An 18,238-nucleotide genomic window follows, 5' to 3' on the forward strand; every position below is an offset into this window, starting at 1 on the left:
CCATGAACCTCAGTCGCTATTTCATTGACAGGCCGATCTTCGCCTGGGTCATCGCCATCATCGTCATGATGGCCGGCATCGCCGGTATCATGAGCCTTCCCGTCGCCCAGTATCCCGACGTTGCGCCGCCTTCCGTCACTGTCAGCGCCACCTATCCCGGCGCTTCGGCGCAGACGCTGGAAAATTCGGTGACGCAGGTCATCGAGCAGCAGCTTACCGGCATCGACAACCTGCTCTACTTCTCATCCAGCTCGGACAGTTCCGGTTCGGCCTCCGTCACCGCGACGTTCGCCAAGGGCACCGATCCGGACGTTGCGCAAGTGCAGGTCCAGAACAAGGTCCAGCAAGCCAACTCACGCCTGCCGACCCAGGTGCAGCAGCAAGGCCTGACCGTCACCAAGTCGGCCTCGGACATGCTGCTTGTCGTCGGCTCTACGACCAGAGCGACAAGAGCAGCGACAGCGACGTTGCCGATTATCTGGTCTCCAACTTCCAGGACGATCTTGCCCGCGTGAACGGCGTGGGCGGGGTGCGGGTCTTCGGCGCGCAATATGCGATGAGGATCTGGCTCGATCCCACCAGGATGGCCGCGCGCCAATTGATCCCCTCCGACGTCACGAGCGCGATTTCGGCACAGAACGTTGACTTGTCCGCCGGACAACTCGGCGCCGAACCGCTCGCCAAGGGGCAGATGCTGAACGCGGTCGTCAAGGCCAAGTCGCGCTTGCAGACCCCCGCCCAGTTCCGCCAGATCGTCGTCAAGACGCTGTCGGACGGGTCGATCGTGCGTCTCTCAGATGTCGCCCGGGTCGAACTCGGGCAGGAGAGCTATTCCAGTTCGGCTCGCCTCAACGGGCATCCCGCCTCGGGTATCGCCATCGAACTGGCCTCCGGCGCCGATGCCCTCAAGACCGTCGCCGCCGTAAAGGCGCGGGTGGACGAACTCGCGCATGACCTGCCGGACGGATACAAGCTCGCCTATGCCCGCGACACCAGCGACTTCGTCAAGCTTTCGATCAAGGAAGTGATCGAGACGCTGGTGATCGCCATCATCCTCGTCGTTCTGGTGATGTATGCCTTCCTCCAGAGCTGGCGCGCGACGCTGGTGCCGGCAATTGCCGTGCCGGTTGTCCTGATGGGCACCTTCGGCATCCTCGCGCTGCTGGGCTACTCGATCAATACGCTGACCCTGTTCGCAATGGTGCTCGCCATCGGCTTGCTGGTGGACGACGCCATCGTCGTGGTCGAGAATGTCGAGCGCCTGATGCACGAGGATGGGCTCAGCCCCTATGGCGCCACGGTACGCTCGATGGACGAGATCGGCTCCGCACTTGTGGGCATCGCGCTGGTGCTGTCGGCGGTGCTCTTGCCGATGGCGTTCTTCGGCGGGTCGACCGGGGTGATCTACCGCCAGTTCTCGATCACCATCGTCTCGGCCATGGGGCTTTCGGTACTGACGGCGCTGATCCTCTCGCCCGCGCTCTGCTCGACCATGCTCGTGGCCAAGGAGCACGCCGATGCCGAGCGCGAACCCGCATCTCGCCTGCGCGGTGCACCCCGGCGGTTGCAACACAGGCTCGACGGATGGTTCGGCAGCTTCAACCGCTGGTTCGACCGCATGACCGGCCGTTATGTCGATACGACGGAGAAACTCATCGCCCGCCGCCGTATCTGGCTCGCAGTCTATGGACTGGTGATCGTGGCACTCGTGATTGTCTTCATGCGCCTGCCGACCGGCTTCCTGCCTACAGAGGACCAGGGCCAGGTCATGGTGGTCTACCAGCTTCCCGCCGGCGCCACTTCCGAACGGACTGACAAGGTTCGCGAACAGATCGAGCAAGCCTTCAGGTCGGAAGGCGCGAACGTGCCCCTGCGCTTCACCATCGGCGGTTTCAGCTTCAATGGAGCCGGCCAGAACGCAGGCATGGGCTTTGCCAGCCTTGCCCCCTTCGATGATCGCAAGGACTCCGAAAAGTCCGCGCAGGCCATCAGCGGCCGCGTCATGGCCAAGCTGGCGAAGATCCGCGATGCGCAAGTCTTCGTGATGACCCCGCCTTCGATCCAGGGCCTCGGCCAGTCGAACGGCTTCACCTTCCAGCTCCTCAATTCGACGAACATGGACCGCGAGAAATTCGTCGCCCTGCGGGACAAGCTGATCGCCGCCGCCAACCAGAGCTCCAAACTCTCGCAGGTCCGCGCTTCCTCTCTGCCGGACACGCCCCAGTTCGACATCAATTACGACGATGCCAAGCTGTCGGTCCTCGGCCTTTCGGTGGCCAATGCAACCGATACGCTCAGCACGGCCTGGGGCGGCACCTACGTCAACGATTTCATCGATCGCGGACGGGTGAAGAAGGTCTACGTACAGGGAGAGGCAAGCGCGCGAATGCTGCCGAGCGATCTCGACAAGTGGTTCGTCCGCTCGACCGCCGCCACCAATGCCGATGGGACCAGCAAGATGGTTCCCTTCTCGGCCTTCACGACGATGAACTGGGAAACCGGCCCGAACAGCCTTTCCCGCTTCAACGGCCGTTCGTCCTATACGATCCAGGGCGATGCCGGGTCTGGATACAGCTCGGGAGACGCGATGAAGGAGATGGTCGCCCTGCAACAGAAGCTCGCGCCCGGCACGAGCTATGCCTGGAGCGACCTGTCCTATCAGCAGAACCAGTCCAGCGGTCAGGCCGTTTACCTTTACGCCCTTTCGATCGCCGTGGTGTTCCTGTGCCTTGCGGCGCTTTACGAAAGCTGGTCGGTGCCGCTGGCGGTTCTGCTGGTGATCCCGCTCGGCGTGATCGGCGCGGTGCTGGCGGTGGCGGTACGCGGGCTGGAAAACGACATCTACTTCCAGGTCGGCCTGCTGACCGCCATCGGACTTGCGGCCAAGAACGCGATCCTGATCGTGGAATTTGCCGAGCAGGCGTGGCGAGACGGCCGCGACATGCTCCATGCGGCGCTGGAGGCGGCCCGCGTGCGCCTGCGCCCGATCATGATGACCTCTATCGCCTTCATGGCCGGCGTCATTCCGCTTGCGATCGCCAGTGGAGCAGGCGCCCAGGGGCGTATCGCCATAGGCACGGCGGTGCTTGGCGGCATGTTCACCGCCACCGCGCTGGCGATCTTCTATGTGCCGATGTTCTTCGTCATTGTTGCCGGGCTCTTCCACCGAGGGGGCTCAGGCACGACTGACGGGAGCGCCGGCGCTGCCCGGAACCTGCGGCAAGGGTCACATGCCGAAGTTCCGGGCGCCCCATCAGAGGGCGATGGCTGACGGCATTCGGCTTGGCATCCCGTTTACATCCCCTTTCCCCCACATTCACCGGCGCGGAACAGTCGCACCCTCCCGCGCCGGTGAAGCCCGGAGCCCCTTCAGGTCGGGGCTCCGGGCGCCTTCATCGAGGAATGATCCGATGCGCCGTACCCTGATCCCGCTCATTCTCGCCGCCGGTTCGCTGGCCGGGTGCAACATGGCGCCCCGCTACGTCCAGCCCGAGGCGGCCGCTCCACTGCAGTGGCCGCAAGGCGCCGCCTATGCCCCGGCAGAAGCGGGCGAGGCCGGCCTTCCCTGGCGGGCCCTGTTCGCCGATCCCCGCCTGCAAACGGTGATCGAGCGGGCGCTGGCGAACAACCGGAACCTTCAGGCCAGTCTTGCCAACGTGGCTTCGGCGCGCGCGCAGTATCATGTCGAACGTTCGTACCAGTTGCCGACACTAGCCGGAACGGCAAGCGCGAGCGCCACGCGGGGCCTCAAGAGCTCGCAGGGCGATAGCCAGAGCTACGATGCGAACATCGGTGCCAGCGCTTTCGAACTGGACCTGTTCGGCCGCCTCAGGAACCAGAGCCGGGAGGCTCTCGAGACTTATCTTTCCACCGAGTCCGGCTATCGCGCGGCGCGCCTCACGCTGGTGGCAAACGCCGCGACCGCCTACATAACACTCGCGTCCGACCGCGACCTGCTGTCGCTCGCCGAGCAGACGCGCGACAGCGGACGCCGTTCGGTGGAATTGACGCAAAGACTGCTCAAATCGGGCCTTGCCGCAGCGGGAGACCTGGCTGCCGCGCAGACGGTGCTGGAACAGGCGACTTCCGACCTCGCTTCGCAGACGACGCTGGTCGCGCAGGACCGCAATGCGCTGGAATTGTTGGTGGGCGGCCCCGTGGAAGACGCCCTGCTGCCCGCGTCGCTGGCGGAACTCGACACGCGCATCGGGCAGGTTCCGGCGGGGCTGTCGTCCGATGTCCTCCTGCGGCGACCCGACGTCGTGGAGGCGGAGCATCAGCTCAAGGCCACATATTCCCAGATCGGCGCGGCCCGCGCCGCGTTCTTCCCGACCATCTCGCTGACGTCCGCTCTTGGCCTTGCCAGCACTGCGCTGGCAGATCTGTTCACCGGCGGCGCGCTCGGCGCCAGCGGCACGGCGAGCGCCAGCCTGCCGATCCTTGGCGGCACGAACAAGGGCAACCTTGAATATGCGAAGGCGCAGCAGGAATACTACCTTGCCGCTTACCGGGCGGCGGTGCAGTCCGCATTCCGGGACGTGGCCGATGCGCTTGCCCGGCGCGGCACCATCACCAGTCAGCGCACCGCGCAGGACCGGCTGGTTACCGCAGCACAGAAGAGCTACGATCTGGCGGATGCCCAATACCGGGCCGGAACGGATACCTACCTGAACGCGCTCGTCGCCCAGCGTTCTCTCTATGCCTATCGCCAGACGCGGATTGCGACAATTCTGGCGGACCTCACCAACCGCGTGACCGTTTACAGCGCGATTGGTGCGGACGATACGCTGGCAGAGGAGAAGGCCTCAGGAAACTGAGGCCTGCGGCGGCCTTATTCGCCGGTGTCGCGGCTTTCCGGAGCAAAGAAATGCTGGATCACTTCGCGGGCCAGCCTGGCCGGCCGCATGGTGGAAGCATCCAGGCAGCACCAGCTCGACTTGACTTCGGCCAGCACTTCCTCGCCGCGACGGATGATGGTTTCGTAGAACGCCCGCGCACCCTGCACTTTTTTCGAGCAGGACCGTGGCGATCACGTCATCGTCGATGAAGGTCGGCTTGCGATAGGTGATTTCGTGCTTGAGCGCGACCCAGAGATGCTGCGCGACCGCTTCGGTGGGCGCAAGCGCCCGCCAATGATCGAGCACGGCATCCTGCACCCACTTCAGATAGCTGGCATTGTTGACATGCCCCATGAAGTCGATGTCGACCGGGTCGATGCCAATGGGATAGCTGTGGGGAATCGCGTTGCTCACGTCCCCGAAAGTAACAGTTCAGGCCCCCCACAGATAGCGGAAATGGGGGAAACGCCGAGATTTCCTCGGAATGAGGCAGTAACCTGCGGTTTTAATGTGGAATGATCGAAAGAGGAAAGGCCCGCGGATCGTTGCGATCGGTCCGCGAGCCTCGTTTCATCGTATCAGGCCGCCGCGGTGTAGCGAGCCGGGCTCCGGCCGCCGCCCGTGTCGAAGCGGGCCGCCTGATCGTTGAGCGAAATCGCCTCGGTCGTCAGGTTGCGTGCCGCGGCCGAAGTTTCCTCGACCATGGCGGCGTTCTGCTGGGTCGACTGGTCCATGGTGGAAACCGCGACCGTGATCTGGCTGATCGCCGACGATTGCGCCTGATTGTCTTCGGCCATCTGTCCGAGCAGGGTGTGAACCTCGCCCACCCCGCCCGAGATGGTCTCGAACGCGGCATCGACACGCTGCACCGCGTCAACGGCGGTCACGATGTCCGTCTGCGTCACGGTAAGCTGGTCACGCGCACGCTTGGCCTCTTCCTCGGCCCGCATGGCAAGCGCGGAAACCAGATCGGCGACGACCGCGAAACCGCGCCCGGCATCTCCGGCGCGCCCGGCCTCGACGGCGGCGTTCATGGCGAGGACGCGGGTCTGGAACGCGATCTTGTCTACGCCTTCGATAACCTGGTCGATGCCCTTTGCGCTCAGGCTCACGCGGTCCATCGCCTGAACGGCCTCGCCAGCCACGGTGCGGCCACCGGCAACGGTCGAGAGAGCCTCGTCGGCGCGGCGCACGGTCTGCGATGCCGCGGTTGCGGAAGCCTTCAGGCGGTGGTCGATCTGGACGAGCGCCGCCGAGGTTTCCTCAAGGCTGGCGGCGTTGGACTCGGTCCGCCGGGCAAGGTCTTCCGATGCCTGGGCGATTTCCTCCGACCCGGTGCGAATGCCAACGGCGCTGTTCGTTACGGCACCGATCATGCGGCGCAATTCGCCAAGGGCGGCGTTGAAGTTTTCCTTCAGTGCGGCATATCCCGCCGGGAACGGCGCGGAAATCTCTGCCGTGAGGTCGCCCCGCGTCAGCGCGTCGAGCCCGGCACCGACGGCGCTGGTGACGATACGCTGTTCCTCGGCCGAACGATGGTCGGCTTCCGCCCGATCTTCCGCGGCCTGACGGAACACATCCGCTGCGCGGGCCATCGTGCCGATCTCGTCCTGACGGTCCAGTTCGGGAATGGCGCAGTGATCGCCCTTGGCCAGACGATCGACAGCGCGGCTCAGTCCGGCGATCGGTTTGCCGATGATGCTGCCGGCCGCGTAGAACAGGCTGGCGAGGACCGCCGCCACGATGACGAGGCCACCGATCACGAGTTGCCATGCCATCGAGCGAGCCGGCGCAGAAATGGTCGCCTCCGGCACGTCGAGAACGAGACCCCAGGTGGTATTGAGCCCCTGAAGCGCGATCGGGCGAATGACACGGCGCGTGGGCACGCCGCCGATGTCGAGATCGTTGAGCACGCGGGTCTCGCCGCTGGCAAGAGCGGCTTTCACCTCATCGAGACCGGCACCTTCATAGGGCTTGCCGAGCTGGGCAGGATCTGGATTGGCCACCCATGTTGCCGAGGAGGACAGGAGCATCACGCGGCCCGTCCCAAACGGCTTGAGCGCTGAAAGACGCTCGGAGAGGCTGCCCAGCTCCATGTCCACGCCGACCACGCCGATAACCTTGTCCCCGGACCTGACCGGATCGGTGATCGATGTCATCAGGATGGTCTTGCCGTCCACGTCATAGGCATAGGGATCGACGATCGCGCCCTTTCCGCTTTCGAATGCCGCCCGGAAATACGGCTTTTCGTAAGCTCCGGCCTCGTTGTTCGGCATTTGCGTCAGCACGCCGTTGCTCTTCACCCAGTATGGCGTGAAGTTGCCGTCTCCGCTGGAGCCGGGAAGCCCGCCCTTGCCGGCATCGGCACCATCCCACTGGTTGGGCTGGATCATCGTCCAGCTTCCCAATGCCACTTTCGATTCCAGGAGGTCCGTCTTGAGCACCAGCAGGGCCGCGCCGCGATCGCGCATTCCGGCGGCATGCATCTTGCCCAGAGCCGAAGCCATGGAACGCGCCGTCGCCTCGAAAGTGGCGATATCGGTACTGACGCGGTTGCCCTCCGCATCGGCCTGGGCAACGGCGGACTGATCCGACAGTGTCCCCACGACCGAGCCGGTTTCCACGACAACAGCGGTAAAGCCGAGCAGGAGCAGCAAGGCGATCGCCAGTCCGGCCACCGTCATCAGCTTGCCCGCAATGCGCATGCGACTGAACAGGTCTTTCATTTAAAAGCTCCAGAAGAAATCTTCAGAAGGCGGCGCTGACCCAGAACAGCGCGGCGCCGTCGGCCCGGGCTCCCCGGCCGAGATCGGTGTCGATGTAGGATAGTCCCAGCGTGAGCGGCCCGAGGTTCGCATCCGCGCCGAGCGACCAGTCGTAATAGCCGCCGGGCCGAGGACTGATCGCGCCCTTGCTGCGGCCCCCATGGGCACGAAGCGTGAGCGGCGTCCGCGGGATCGGCACCGCCGCTTCTCCGTAAAGATAGAGGTGATCGCCCCCGAGCGCGGCCTGGTCCCAGCTATAGCCGCTGCCCAGAGTGGCCTGCATGGGGCCGAGGTCCTGCGTGAGCTTTGCCGTGGTTTCGAAGTATTCGATCTTCCCGGAACCCTCGCCGCCGGGATAGCTGTAGTAGGCCACCGCCACATCGACGCTGGTGTGGGGCGCCAGGCTTCCCGCCCACCCGGTGTAGAGATCCACTTCGGTCGCGCCGTAGCGTTCGCCCATGTCGATGGAAGAGGCCCAGGTGCCGACGTAGATGCCGCTCTCATGAGACAGGTTGATCGTGGCCTGTACCGCCGGGTCTTTTCCCGTCAGCGAGATGCCCCTAAAGCGATAGTCGCTGATGATGGTAGCGCCGCCGGAAACGGTGAAGGCGGGAGTATCGGATTGGGCATGTGCGGCAATCGGCAACGACAACAGGGTCAGGGCGAACCCTGACGAAATGGCAAAACGCATGGAAGTCCTATTCCGGGACAGATGAGGCAGTGCCATTATAGAAGGGGCACGCCCCGCACCGGGCGCTCACGCCGCAGGTTTGGCGGGGAATTCCGCTAATGCATTATGATTACGCGGAAATTATAACTTCATGCCGAAAAAGGGGCTCAACGAGCCGGACCGGCCTTGAGGCTGGCGGAGTCTATATGCCAGCGCAGCTGGGCGGGGCTCGCGCCGTCGACGTCGTTGACACGCCTTATCACATAGCTGCCGCGAAACGTCTGGTGATGCCCATCGGCAAGGGTCGCATCCACCGTGACAGGCACCGGTTGATAGATCGACCCAGCCCCTGCGTCCCCCGGTTCGAGCCTGCCGATGGTAACCCTGGTGGATACCGTTTGCGCAAAACCGGCCCTGAAGGTTTCGCGCGTCTGCCTTGGCGGTCCATCCTCGCCCCATTGCTGCCATGCAGTTTCGTAATCGCGCGCATCGAGCGCCGAATAGTAGCGCCTGACGACATCGGCTGCGGCTTCCATGCTCTTCGGTGCGGGGGTGCAGCCGGCCATCGGCGATCCCTTGCCATCGAACAGAGCGCAGCTTCGGGCAATCTCATCCTCGATCATCGCGCAGCTATTGGACACGTTGCAAGGCGGATGCGTTGCGGGAGAGACGGACCGGCACACCTCGACGCGGCGGGCTGCCGCCGCAGCACCGATCTGCTGCGAACAGGACAGCAGCGCGGAGCCGGAAGCCGTTGGCGCCTGCGTCCTTGATGGTTCCCTTATCGGCGGCGCCTCGGACAGGGTTGCGGCTAGAGGCGCCGAACTTGCCGCCGCCTTCTCGCCATCAGCGCCATCCGGCCCACCTGGCGATCCGCACGCCGTCACGGCCAGGGTCAGGATCGGGAGAACGGACGCCAGTTGCTTCATTTCCAGGGTTCCTCGTGCCAACCTGCCGATGCGAGACGGAAGGATCAACGCACGGGAGCCCGTATCGGATGCCGGAGCGCATTCTCAGAACTGCATCTTGACCTGACAGCCGAGCGCGAGGGCATTGGGCGTATTGCGGAAACCGAAGGCACCCGGCTCGATGATGTACTGAATGTCGGGACGGAGGCTCAGCCAGCGGCGCAGTTGCAGGCCGTAGCTCAGTTCGATCGCGGTCTCCCCGGCAGGCAGCGCGGCATATCCTCCCGGCAGGGGATTGGCTTCGACATGGGCCCGGCGAAGACGCGGATCGACCACGGCATGCGTGAAGCCGAGCGCAATCGAATCCGCATCACGTCCCCGGAAGGTGCCCGTCTTGACGAGCCCTGCCGCATACCAACGGGTGATCTGGCCAGAGATCGCGGGATTGGCGGTGAACTGGCCGAAGATCGACAGTCCGCGATTGCCCTGCCCTTCGCGCAGGATCATCTGGTCAGCCAGCAGGTAGACGCCGTAGCGCCCCCGGACCGTGCCGCCGCCGCCCTGACGGGTCACACGCGAAGTGTCGTAGTAGACGCCAAGCTTGTAATGGCCGGGCAGCGAACGGCTGTCCTTCGCCGCGCCGGGATCGTATTCGACTTCCAGCGGCAGGAGTACCCCGGTGGTTCCTCCGGCAAAGGGGTTGAAGGCGTTTTCCTCGTCGTTGAGGCGGGGATTGACCTGGAAGGCGCCGGTCCTGACGATAATGTCCGAACGCAACTTGTAGCGCACCGCCGCGCCCCACCTGGCATTGGGGTAATTGTACCATCCGCTGTCGCCGGAAAGCGAAAGAGGGTGGGCGCAGAACGCGGCGTTCACGAAGTTGCAGCCGATCGGCATACCGCCCAGATCGTTGCCCATCGCAAAATAGCCCATCCGCAGGTTGAGCTTGCCCTCCAGGAGGTTCTGCTCCCAACTCGCCTCGGTGAGCCGCGCGTAGTAGCCGCCTGCCGCTTCCTGAATGGGCAGCCGGTTGCCTACGTAGTCCGAGGAAATGCCTACGCCGCGCCGGTCGTTGAATGTGAGGTGCAGCGTCGCACCTTCCCATCCTGCAAGCCGGTCCATGTCGAAGTCCGCGCCAATGCGGACCTGCTGGACATAGGCGGTGCCCCGCTTGAGCCCTCCGTCCACCGCTGAAAAGGTCTCGGAAACATAGTCGCCCCGGAACGTGACGCCGGCCGTCTTGAGCTGCGTGCGCAGTCCGCCCCAGTCACCCGTGAGCGTATCGCGCGCCGCCGGCTGGGGAGCGGGCGCTGCCGCTGCCGGAAGGGTGGTGACTTGCGCGGTCTGCTGCGCTTCGCCGTTTCCTCGGCACGGGCATCGACCGCCGCAAACGGGGCGGAAACCATAAGGCCGCAGCCGGCCAGACGCGTGAATCTATCCAAACGATGGGCCATGGCCCCCTCCTCCCCCGACGCCTCGGGAAGAGACGCAGGACCAATATGTCTTGAAGAATGGATGAGGGCGGAAGGCTGTGTTCCGCCCCCGAAAGCGTTACGGCAGCTTATAGGCGATCACATAGTCACCGCGATCGGGCGACTGCCGCGCACCGCCGGCGGTGATGACCACGTACTGCTTGCCGGTCTTCGGCGACTTGTAGCTCATCGGGCCGCCCTGGCTGCCCACCGGCAGACGGGCCTTCCAGATTTCCTTGCCGTTCGCCGAATTGAAGGCGCGCAGATAGTAGTCCTGGGTGCCTGCGATGAACACGAGACCGCCCTGCGTCGCCAGCGTGCCGCCCAGCGTTGGCAGACCGATCGGTATCGGCAGGCCCATCTTGATGCCCATCGGGCCGGTATCGCGAACCGTGCCGACCGGAACCTGCCACTTGATCTTGCGGGTCTTCATGTCGATCGCCGTCAGCGTGCCGAAAGGCGGAGCCTGGCAGGGAACGCCCAGCGCGGAAAGGAAGCGATCCTTGACCACGGAATAGGGCGTGCCCTTCAGGGGAACGCTGCCCATGCCGGTATTGACCGCCTCACCCGCGGCGCCCGCCTTGCCCGCCTGCTCCTTCGTCTGCGGGAACATCTGCACCCAAAGGCCGAGACGCATGTCGTTGGCAAAGATCGTGCCGGTGGTCGGGTCTGTCGAAAGTCCGCCCCAGTTCATTCCGCCGAGCGATCCGGGGAAGCTGAGCGACTTGTCCGTGCCCGGCGCGGTGTAGAGCCCTTCGTAACGCATGCCCTTGAAGGCAATGCGGCACATCAGCTGGTCGAACGGCGTTGCGCCCCACATGTCGGCTTCGGTCAGCGGACCGACGCCGATCTGCGGCATGCCGACCGACTTGGGCTGCACGAGCGAATAGGGCTCGTTCGGGATATTGGCAGCCTTCACCCTGACATTCGCGACTTCCGTCAGCGGTTTGCCGGTGGTCCGGTCAAGGACATAGAGCTGGCCTGCCTTGGTGCCGAATACCAGCGCGGGCACGGTCTTGCCGTTCTTGGCAAAGTCGATGAAGCTCGGCTGCATCGGCAGGTCGAAGTCCCAGAGGTCGTTGTGAACGGTCTGGAAATGCCACTTTTCCTTGCCCGTCGTCGCGTCGAGCGCGAGCATCGAGGCGCCGTACTCGTGGTCGAGCGCGCTGCGGGTGACGCCGTAGAGATCGACCGAGGCGCTGCCCACCGGCATGATCACCGCGTTCGTCGCCGGGTCATAGGACATCGCCGCCCAGACGTTGGGAGTGGAGCGGGTGTAGGTCTTTCCTGCGGCAGGCATGCCGGTGATCGCGGGGTTGCCCGGATCGAATGCCCAGCGCAGCTTGCCGGTAACGACATCGAAGCCGCGCATGACGCCGCCGGGCATGTCCACCTGCACGTTGTCCGCCACGCGGCCGCCGACCACGACGGTCGTCCCCGCCAGCGTGGGCGCCGAGGTGAGCTGGTACTGCGGGTCGGGCGCGTTGCCGAGGCCAGCCTTGAGGTCTACGCGGCCGCCGTTGCCGAAGTCCGGACAGAACTTCCCGGTATCCGCATCGAGAGCGACCAGTTCGGCGTTGATGGTGTTCATCAGGATGCGGCGCAGGCACGGCGCGCCCTCGGCAACGGTGACGGCCGGGACCGGAGTTGAGCCCGGCACGTCAGGCTGCCGAAGCGGGGCCTTCGCATCGAAATAGGCCAGACCGCGGCAACGCATCCAGACAGAGGCCTTGGCGTTGATGATCGTTTTCCACTTCTCCCTGCCGGTATCGGCATCGAGCGCGATCACGTTATTATGCGGCGTGCAGACGAACACGGTATCGCCGACCTGAAGCGGCGTGTTCTGGTCTTCGGCGCCGTTGCCGTCACTCACCGCGACATCGCCGGTCCGATAGGTCCATGCGACCTTGAGATCCTTTACATTGTCGCGGTTGATCTGATCGAGCGCGACAAAACGGCTACCACCGCTGGTGTTGCCGTATGCTTCCCAGTTCTTCTGCTCATGCGCGGCATCGACGGGAACGAGTCCGCCCATGTCCCCCGAGAATGCCACGGTCGGATGCGCAACGAACATCGCGGCAAAGCCGGACGCGGAACACAGGGCCAGCACGCCCCCGATCGCCAGGGACGGTCCCCAGGCACGTTTGCCGGCAACGGCACCGCGCAGCAGCGGATAGGACAGCGCGATCACGGTCGCGCCGACGCCCATTGCCAGCAGGCGCGAGATCAGCGGCCAGAACGAAAGGCCCACTTCCCACAAGGCCCAGACTATCGTGCAGAGGAAAGTGGCGCCGAAAACGAGAGCGCCCGCCGGGCGTCGGCGAGCGATGAGGAAGCCGGATACGAGCAGCGCGAGGCCCGCGATCACGAAGTAGAAACTGCCGCCGAGGCTGGCGAGCTTTGCCCCGCCTGCGGTGAAGAAGATCCCTGCTAGCAGCACCACCGCGCCGAGCAGCCAAAGCCATGCTCTTGTCAGCAGACTACCGTCGTTCTTCGTGCCTGGCATCCGGCACCTCCTTCGTTTCCTGCAATTATACTCAAAGAAGCCAACAAGGCCACGCAAATGCATGAAACCGCTCAGGGCATGAACGGCTATGCGATCCATTTGTCAGATGCCGCGCACGGAGCAGTGGAACTCGGCGCGTCTCCTGATTACGCGACCTCTCTACCGGCGTTCGCCGACGGAAGAGATGGATCGCCCAGGACAGGGATGCCCGCGCCTATGCGCGTGCTCCGGAACGGCTGCCAATTTGAAATGTGCAGCAGGGATTACGAACCCGGAATACAGCGCAATCCTGGACCCATCATAATGGCATGGTGATATGCCCTGGCGTTATGGGCCGCGCCCTGCCCGCCTGCAGGCAACAGCCGGTCGTGCCGCGCCCCGGTCGGCCCCGCCTTTCGGCCGCTCGCCTTGCCGCAGTGCAACAAACTCCATACGACTGGATTGCAGCTACTCCCTCCCATCACATTTCCGGGTCTGCTCGCTCTCCTTCATGAACCTAGATCGCCGTAGCATCCTGTCCGGCATCGCCGGTGGCGCATTCGCTTTCACTGTCCCTCGTGCGGCGCTTGGAGCTGACGATGTCCAGCGCGTGGACGACCTGATCGCGCGGATGACGATAGAGGAAAAGGCCGGGCAGATGACCTGCCTTGCCGACAGTTTCCGGCCCTTCAACCCGCCCAATCCGCAAGCCGGTATCCAGGACGAGAAGCGGCTGGCGCAGGAAGTCCGCAAGGGCAGGGTCGGCTGCCTGTTCAATGGCATCGGTGTTGTCGGAGCCCGCCGGGCGCAGGAGATAGCGGTAAAGGAAAGCCGCCTCGGCATCCCCCTGCTCTTCGCCGGAGACGTGATCCACGGCCTCAAGACGATCTTCCCGGTTCCCCTTGCCGAAGCGGCGAGCTTCGACCCATCGCTTGCCGAACGCACCGCCCGCGCCATGGCCATAGAGGCGACGGCGGCCGGCCTCCATCTGACGTTTGCGCCGATGGCGGACGTGGCCCGGGACCAGCGCTGGGGCCGCGTGGTGGAAGGTTCGGGCGAGGACGTGACGCTGACCGCGCTGCTTTCCGCCGCGCGGGTTCGCGGTTTCCAGGGCCGGGACTTGCGACGCGACGATTCGCTGCTTGCCTGCCCAAAGCATTTCGCAGCCTACGGTGCGGTGGCCGGCGGCCTGGAGTACGGCAGCGTCGATATCAGCGACGAAACCCTGCGCGAAACCCACCTTCCGCCCTTCGATGCCGCCTTTGCTGCCGGCGCACTGACCACGATGGCAGCCTTCAGCGAGATCAACGGCGTTCCCGCCACCGCTGATCGCGCGCTGCTCACCGATCTCCTGCGCGGCGAGATGCAGTTTCGCGGCTTCGTTTTCTCCGATTACACCGCCGACGAGGAACTGATCGCTCACGGCTACGCCGAGGACGAGCGCGATGCCGCCCGCCTCGCGGTGCTTGCCGGTGTCGACATGTCCATGCAGAGCGGGCTCTATGTCCGCTATTTGCCGGAACTGGTGAAGAGCGGAGCCGTGCCGATGGGCACGGTCGACGTCGCCGTGCGCCGCATCCTTTACGTCAAGGCGGCGATGGGGCTCTTCGAGAATCCATGGCGATCGCTTGACGAAAACGGGGAACGGAGCCGGATCGGTACCAGCGCTCACCGCGCGCTGGCCCGTGAATCGGCAGCCCGTTCCATTGTATTGCTCAAGAACAGCGGCATTCTTCCGATCGATGCCCGCAAGACCGGAAAGATCGCGCTGATCGGGCCGTTCGCCGAAGATAAGGACAACGTCTATGGCCCATGGGCCTTCTACGGCGATCCGGGCCAGGGCGTGGATATCGCCAGCGGTCTGCGCGCCGCGCTGCCCGATCCTTCCGACCTGATCGTCGTTCAGGGCAGCGGCATCGAAGGGCCTGTCGCGGGCGGCATTGCCAAGGCCGTGGAAGCCGCCAAGGCCTGCGATATCGTGCTGCTGGCGATCGGTGAGTCCCAGACGATGTCCGGGGAAGCCCAGTCCCGCACCACTATCGAGATTCCTCCCGCCCAACAGGCGTTGGCCGATGCCGTGGCAGCGGCGGGAAGCCTGTTGTCGTGCTGCTCCGGCATGGGCGGGCGCTGGCCCTTCATGACAGCGTCGCGAATGCGCAGGCGATCCTTGCCACCTGGTTCCTCGGATCGGAAAGCGGCCATGCCATTGCCGATATCGTGTTCGGGAAGGCGGACCCTTCGGGCAAGTTGCCGGTGAGTTTCCCTTGGGAATCCGGTCAGGAACCGTTCTTCTACGATCGCAAGTCGACCGGGCGCCCCGTGGTGGACAGCCGCACCGAATATCGCGCCCGCTACACGACAACCGACAACAGCGCGCGCTTCCCGTTCGGCCACGGCCTCAGCTACACGCAGTTTGCGCTCGATCAGCTCAAGCTCTCGGATGAGGTCATGCGCTGGAACGAAACCATCGAGATCAGCGCGCGCCTCACGAACAAGGGCGATCGGCGGGGCAGCGAAGTCGTGCAACTCTATATGCGGGACCGTGTTGCAAGCCGGACCCGTCCGATCCGCGAACTGAAGCGCATGTCCCGGGTTTCGCTCGAACCGGGGGAATCCCGGACCGTCCGCTTCACGCTGTCGCGCAAGGACCTTGAATTCGTGGGTGCCGGAAACCGCAGGATTGCGGAACCCGGCCTGTTCGACCTGTGGATCGGCCAGTCTTCGACGGACGGCCTCCACGGGCAGGTAACGCTCTATGCCGACGTGCCTTCCAAAACATGACCTTGCGGGCTCAGGCGCTCTCAAACATCTACAAGGCATGAGCGCCCCCGTTGCCGTCTACGACCGGCTAACGTCGGCGGGGCCCATTCATGCCAAATTCACCATGGAATTCATCCGGATAGGGAAAACTCCACATCCCCGCTGGACGCCGCCGCGCTTGTCCCAGTAAGCATACTTGCCCGGGGGCCAGAAAGCCGGGCTCGCAGGGCGCAGGCAGATGATCGGTTCGCAACGATGAAGGCGAATGAGGAAACCCCGGGACCGGGCGGTGAGCGCCGCTTCCGGGCCTTCCTCAGCTATAGTCACGCGGACGAGCATTTCGCACGCAAGCTTCATCAATGGCTGGAATCCTACCGTATTCCGCCAAGGTTGGTCGGCTCGGCAACACCGATGGGCCATGTGCCGCCGCGCCTCTCGCCCATCTTCCGGGATCGCGCGGAACTTCCGGCGGCATCTAGCCTCGACGAGGAAGTGCGCCAGGCGCTCTCCCAGTCCGATGCGCTGCTCGTGCTGTGCTCTCCGGCAGCGAGGGCTTCGCGCTGGGTCGATGCGGAAATCGCGCTCTTTCGCAGTCTCCACCCCGATCGGCCGATCATCGCGGCTCTGGTCCTGGGCGATCCGGCAGTCAGTTTTCCCTCCGCGCTTCTCGAACCCGATGCGGAAGGCGTGGTGCGGGAGCCGATTGCAGCCGATTTCCGGCCCGACCACGATGGTACCCGCCTTGCCCGCCTGAAGATCGTCGCCGGCCTGACCGGCGTGGCGCTCGACCAGATTATCCAGCGCGATGCCCAGAGACAATTGCGCCGTGTGATCGCCATCACGCTGCTTACGGTTCTGCTTACCCTATCGATGGCCCTCATGCTGATCTTCGCGTTGCGCGCGCGGATGGAAGCCGAGCATCAACGTCAGCAGGCCGAGGGATTGATAGAATTCATGTTGACCGACCTCAGGCAGAGGCTGGAAGGCGTCGGCCGGCTGGACGTGCTCCAGTCCGTTAACAAACGCGCACTAGACTATTACGCCGACCAGTCCGACCTCAAGACCCTGCCGGCCGACTCGCTCGAACGCCGCGCCCGAATTCTGCACGCCATGGGAGAGGACGACCACAAGCGTGGTGACGTAGCCGGAGCGCTGGCGAAGTTCAGCGAAGCGCACCGTGTGACCGGCGCCCTACTGGCGGCAAGCCCGCAGGATCCGCCACGGCTCTTCGCCCATGCCCAGAGCGAGTTCTGGTTGGGCTATGTCGATTTCATCGACTACCGGTATGAAAAGGCCCTGCCGCGCTTCATCGCCTATCGCGGACTTGCCGAGCAATTGGTCAGGCTTGTCCCGGGCGATCAGTCCTACTGGCGCGAACTGGCCTATGCCCAGGGCAACATCTGCACGATCGCGGTCACGCGGCGCGGCCCGGAAAAGCAGCTCGCGGAATGCAGCGATGCGCTCGCCACGATGGAGCGCGTGGGCAGAATGGTCCCCGGCGATTTCAGCGTCAAGGCGGACATCGCCAACCGCCATGCCTGGATGGCGGATGCCCTGCGCGTGCAGGGCAGGAACGTCGACGCGCTGCATGAACGCGCGCAGCAGGCGGCTATCGTGCAGCGCCTGCTAAAGGACGATCCTAAGAACGTCAGCTACCTCCAGGACTGGATGCTGGCGCGATATTCAATGTCGCAATTGCTCAATTCGCTGGGCGAGCGGCACAGAGCCGAGAAAATGCGAGAGGATGCTCGTCGCGATGTCGAGCGATTGATCGAATCGGATCCCGAGAACAACGATTGGCGCTTGTGGAAGGCCAAGCTGACCAAACCCCTCGATAAATAGGAACCCATCATGTCGACCCTGAACTACATGCAATACGGTCTGGCGAACCAGCTCGACCTCGAACTGACGGGCGAAGAGCCGATCGTCTTCAACGTCATCCTCAAGGCCGAAGAAGGACGCATCGTCCTGGAATATGACCAGCCCGCCGCACCGGGCCAAGACTATATCGCGATCACCTGCGACAGCGTCGTCGACATCACGCTGGTCGGGGACCAGCTCTGGTTTTCCAAGGAATTCGACGCCATCACCACCAAGGAACCCCTCTCGTCCTTCTATGGCGGGCTTGAGTACAGCGCCTATGACGAGAAGCTCGACCGGTACAAGGCGGTCCGCTTCAACGCGCGCTTCAATCAAGGTGGAAAGTACGGCACGCGCCACCGCTTCAACATCAACGTGGACCTGCTGCAGGACATAAATGCCTGCGAACCGCGCTGGATCGGACTGACCATCGATCCCGACATCAAGAACCCGCCTCCGCAGGTCTGAATAGCGGATGAT

8 protein-coding genes and 3 pseudogenes are annotated in these 18,238 nt (G+C 64.2%); 5 read left to right on the forward strand and 6 right to left on the reverse strand.

What is annotated here, in order from left to right; translation table 11 throughout:
* Positions 1 to 2: 2 nt before the first annotated feature.
* Both ADT71_RS27700 and ADT71_RS27705 read left to right on the forward strand, forming a co-directional pair.
* A pseudogene (locus tag ADT71_RS27700) lies at positions 3 to 3,271 on the forward strand (efflux RND transporter permease subunit).
* Positions 3,272 to 3,410: 139 nt separating this feature from the next.
* Complete coding sequence (locus tag ADT71_RS27705) at positions 3,411 to 4,817, forward strand: efflux transporter outer membrane subunit (protein ID WP_054441942.1); 1,407 nt, start codon at positions 3,411 to 3,413, stop codon at positions 4,815 to 4,817.
* Between the two features lie 14 nt (positions 4,818 to 4,831).
* On the opposite strand, the pseudogene ADT71_RS27710 reads toward ADT71_RS27705, so the two are convergent.
* The 6 genes and pseudogenes from ADT71_RS27710 to ADT71_RS27735 form a co-directional block, all read right to left on the reverse strand.
* Positions 4,832 to 5,252: pseudogene (locus ADT71_RS27710) on the reverse strand (acyl-CoA thioesterase).
* 164 nt (positions 5,253 to 5,416) lie between these two features.
* A complete protein-coding gene (locus ADT71_RS27715; protein WP_054441943.1) occupies positions 5,417 to 7,564 on the reverse strand; it encodes a methyl-accepting chemotaxis protein in 2,148 nt (715 codons plus the stop codon).
* A gap of 22 nt (positions 7,565 to 7,586) precedes the next feature.
* Positions 7,587 to 8,294 carry a TorF family putative porin gene (locus ADT71_RS27720; protein WP_054441944.1) on the reverse strand — a complete coding sequence of 236 codons (708 nt, stop codon included), beginning with the start codon at positions 8,292 to 8,294 and terminating at the stop codon, positions 7,587 to 7,589.
* 146 nt (positions 8,295 to 8,440) lie between these two features.
* Positions 8,441 to 9,202, reverse strand: a complete 762-nt coding sequence (locus ADT71_RS27725; RefSeq protein ID WP_054441945.1) for a nuclear transport factor 2 family protein — start codon at positions 9,200 to 9,202, stop codon at positions 8,441 to 8,443.
* A gap of 84 nt (positions 9,203 to 9,286) precedes the next feature.
* The gene (locus ADT71_RS27730) at positions 9,287 to 10,369 is read right to left on the reverse strand and encodes a carbohydrate porin (RefSeq protein WP_231636260.1); all 1,083 of its coding nucleotides are present in this window, start codon (positions 10,367 to 10,369) and stop codon (positions 9,287 to 9,289) included.
* A gap of 363 nt (positions 10,370 to 10,732) precedes the next feature.
* A complete protein-coding gene (locus tag ADT71_RS27735) occupies positions 10,733 to 13,159 on the reverse strand; it encodes a glucose/quinate/shikimate family membrane-bound PQQ-dependent dehydrogenase (protein ID WP_054441946.1) in 2,427 nt (808 codons plus the stop codon).
* A 490-nt stretch (positions 13,160 to 13,649) separates the two neighbouring features.
* Here ADT71_RS27735 and bglX point away from each other — a divergent pair.
* The 3 genes and pseudogenes from bglX to ADT71_RS27750 all read left to right on the forward strand — a co-directional run bounded on the left by bglX (position 13,650) and on the right by ADT71_RS27750 (position 18,226).
* Positions 13,650 to 15,919 (forward strand): annotated as a pseudogene (bglX, locus tag ADT71_RS27740) (beta-glucosidase BglX).
* Between the two features lie 234 nt (positions 15,920 to 16,153).
* The gene (locus ADT71_RS27745) at positions 16,154 to 17,740 is read left to right on the forward strand and encodes a toll/interleukin-1 receptor domain-containing protein (protein ID WP_054441947.1); all 1,587 of its coding nucleotides are present in this window, start codon (positions 16,154 to 16,156) and stop codon (positions 17,738 to 17,740) included.
* Between the two features lie 9 nt (positions 17,741 to 17,749).
* Positions 17,750 to 18,226: a nucleotide synthetase gene (locus ADT71_RS27750; RefSeq protein ID WP_054441948.1), complete on the forward strand. Its 477-nt coding sequence runs from the start codon at positions 17,750 to 17,752 to the stop codon at positions 18,224 to 18,226.
* Positions 18,227 to 18,238 lie beyond the last annotated feature (12 nt).

Source organism: Novosphingobium sp. ST904, assembly GCF_001298105.1.
Taxonomy (GTDB): domain Bacteria; phylum Pseudomonadota; class Alphaproteobacteria; order Sphingomonadales; family Sphingomonadaceae; genus Novosphingobium.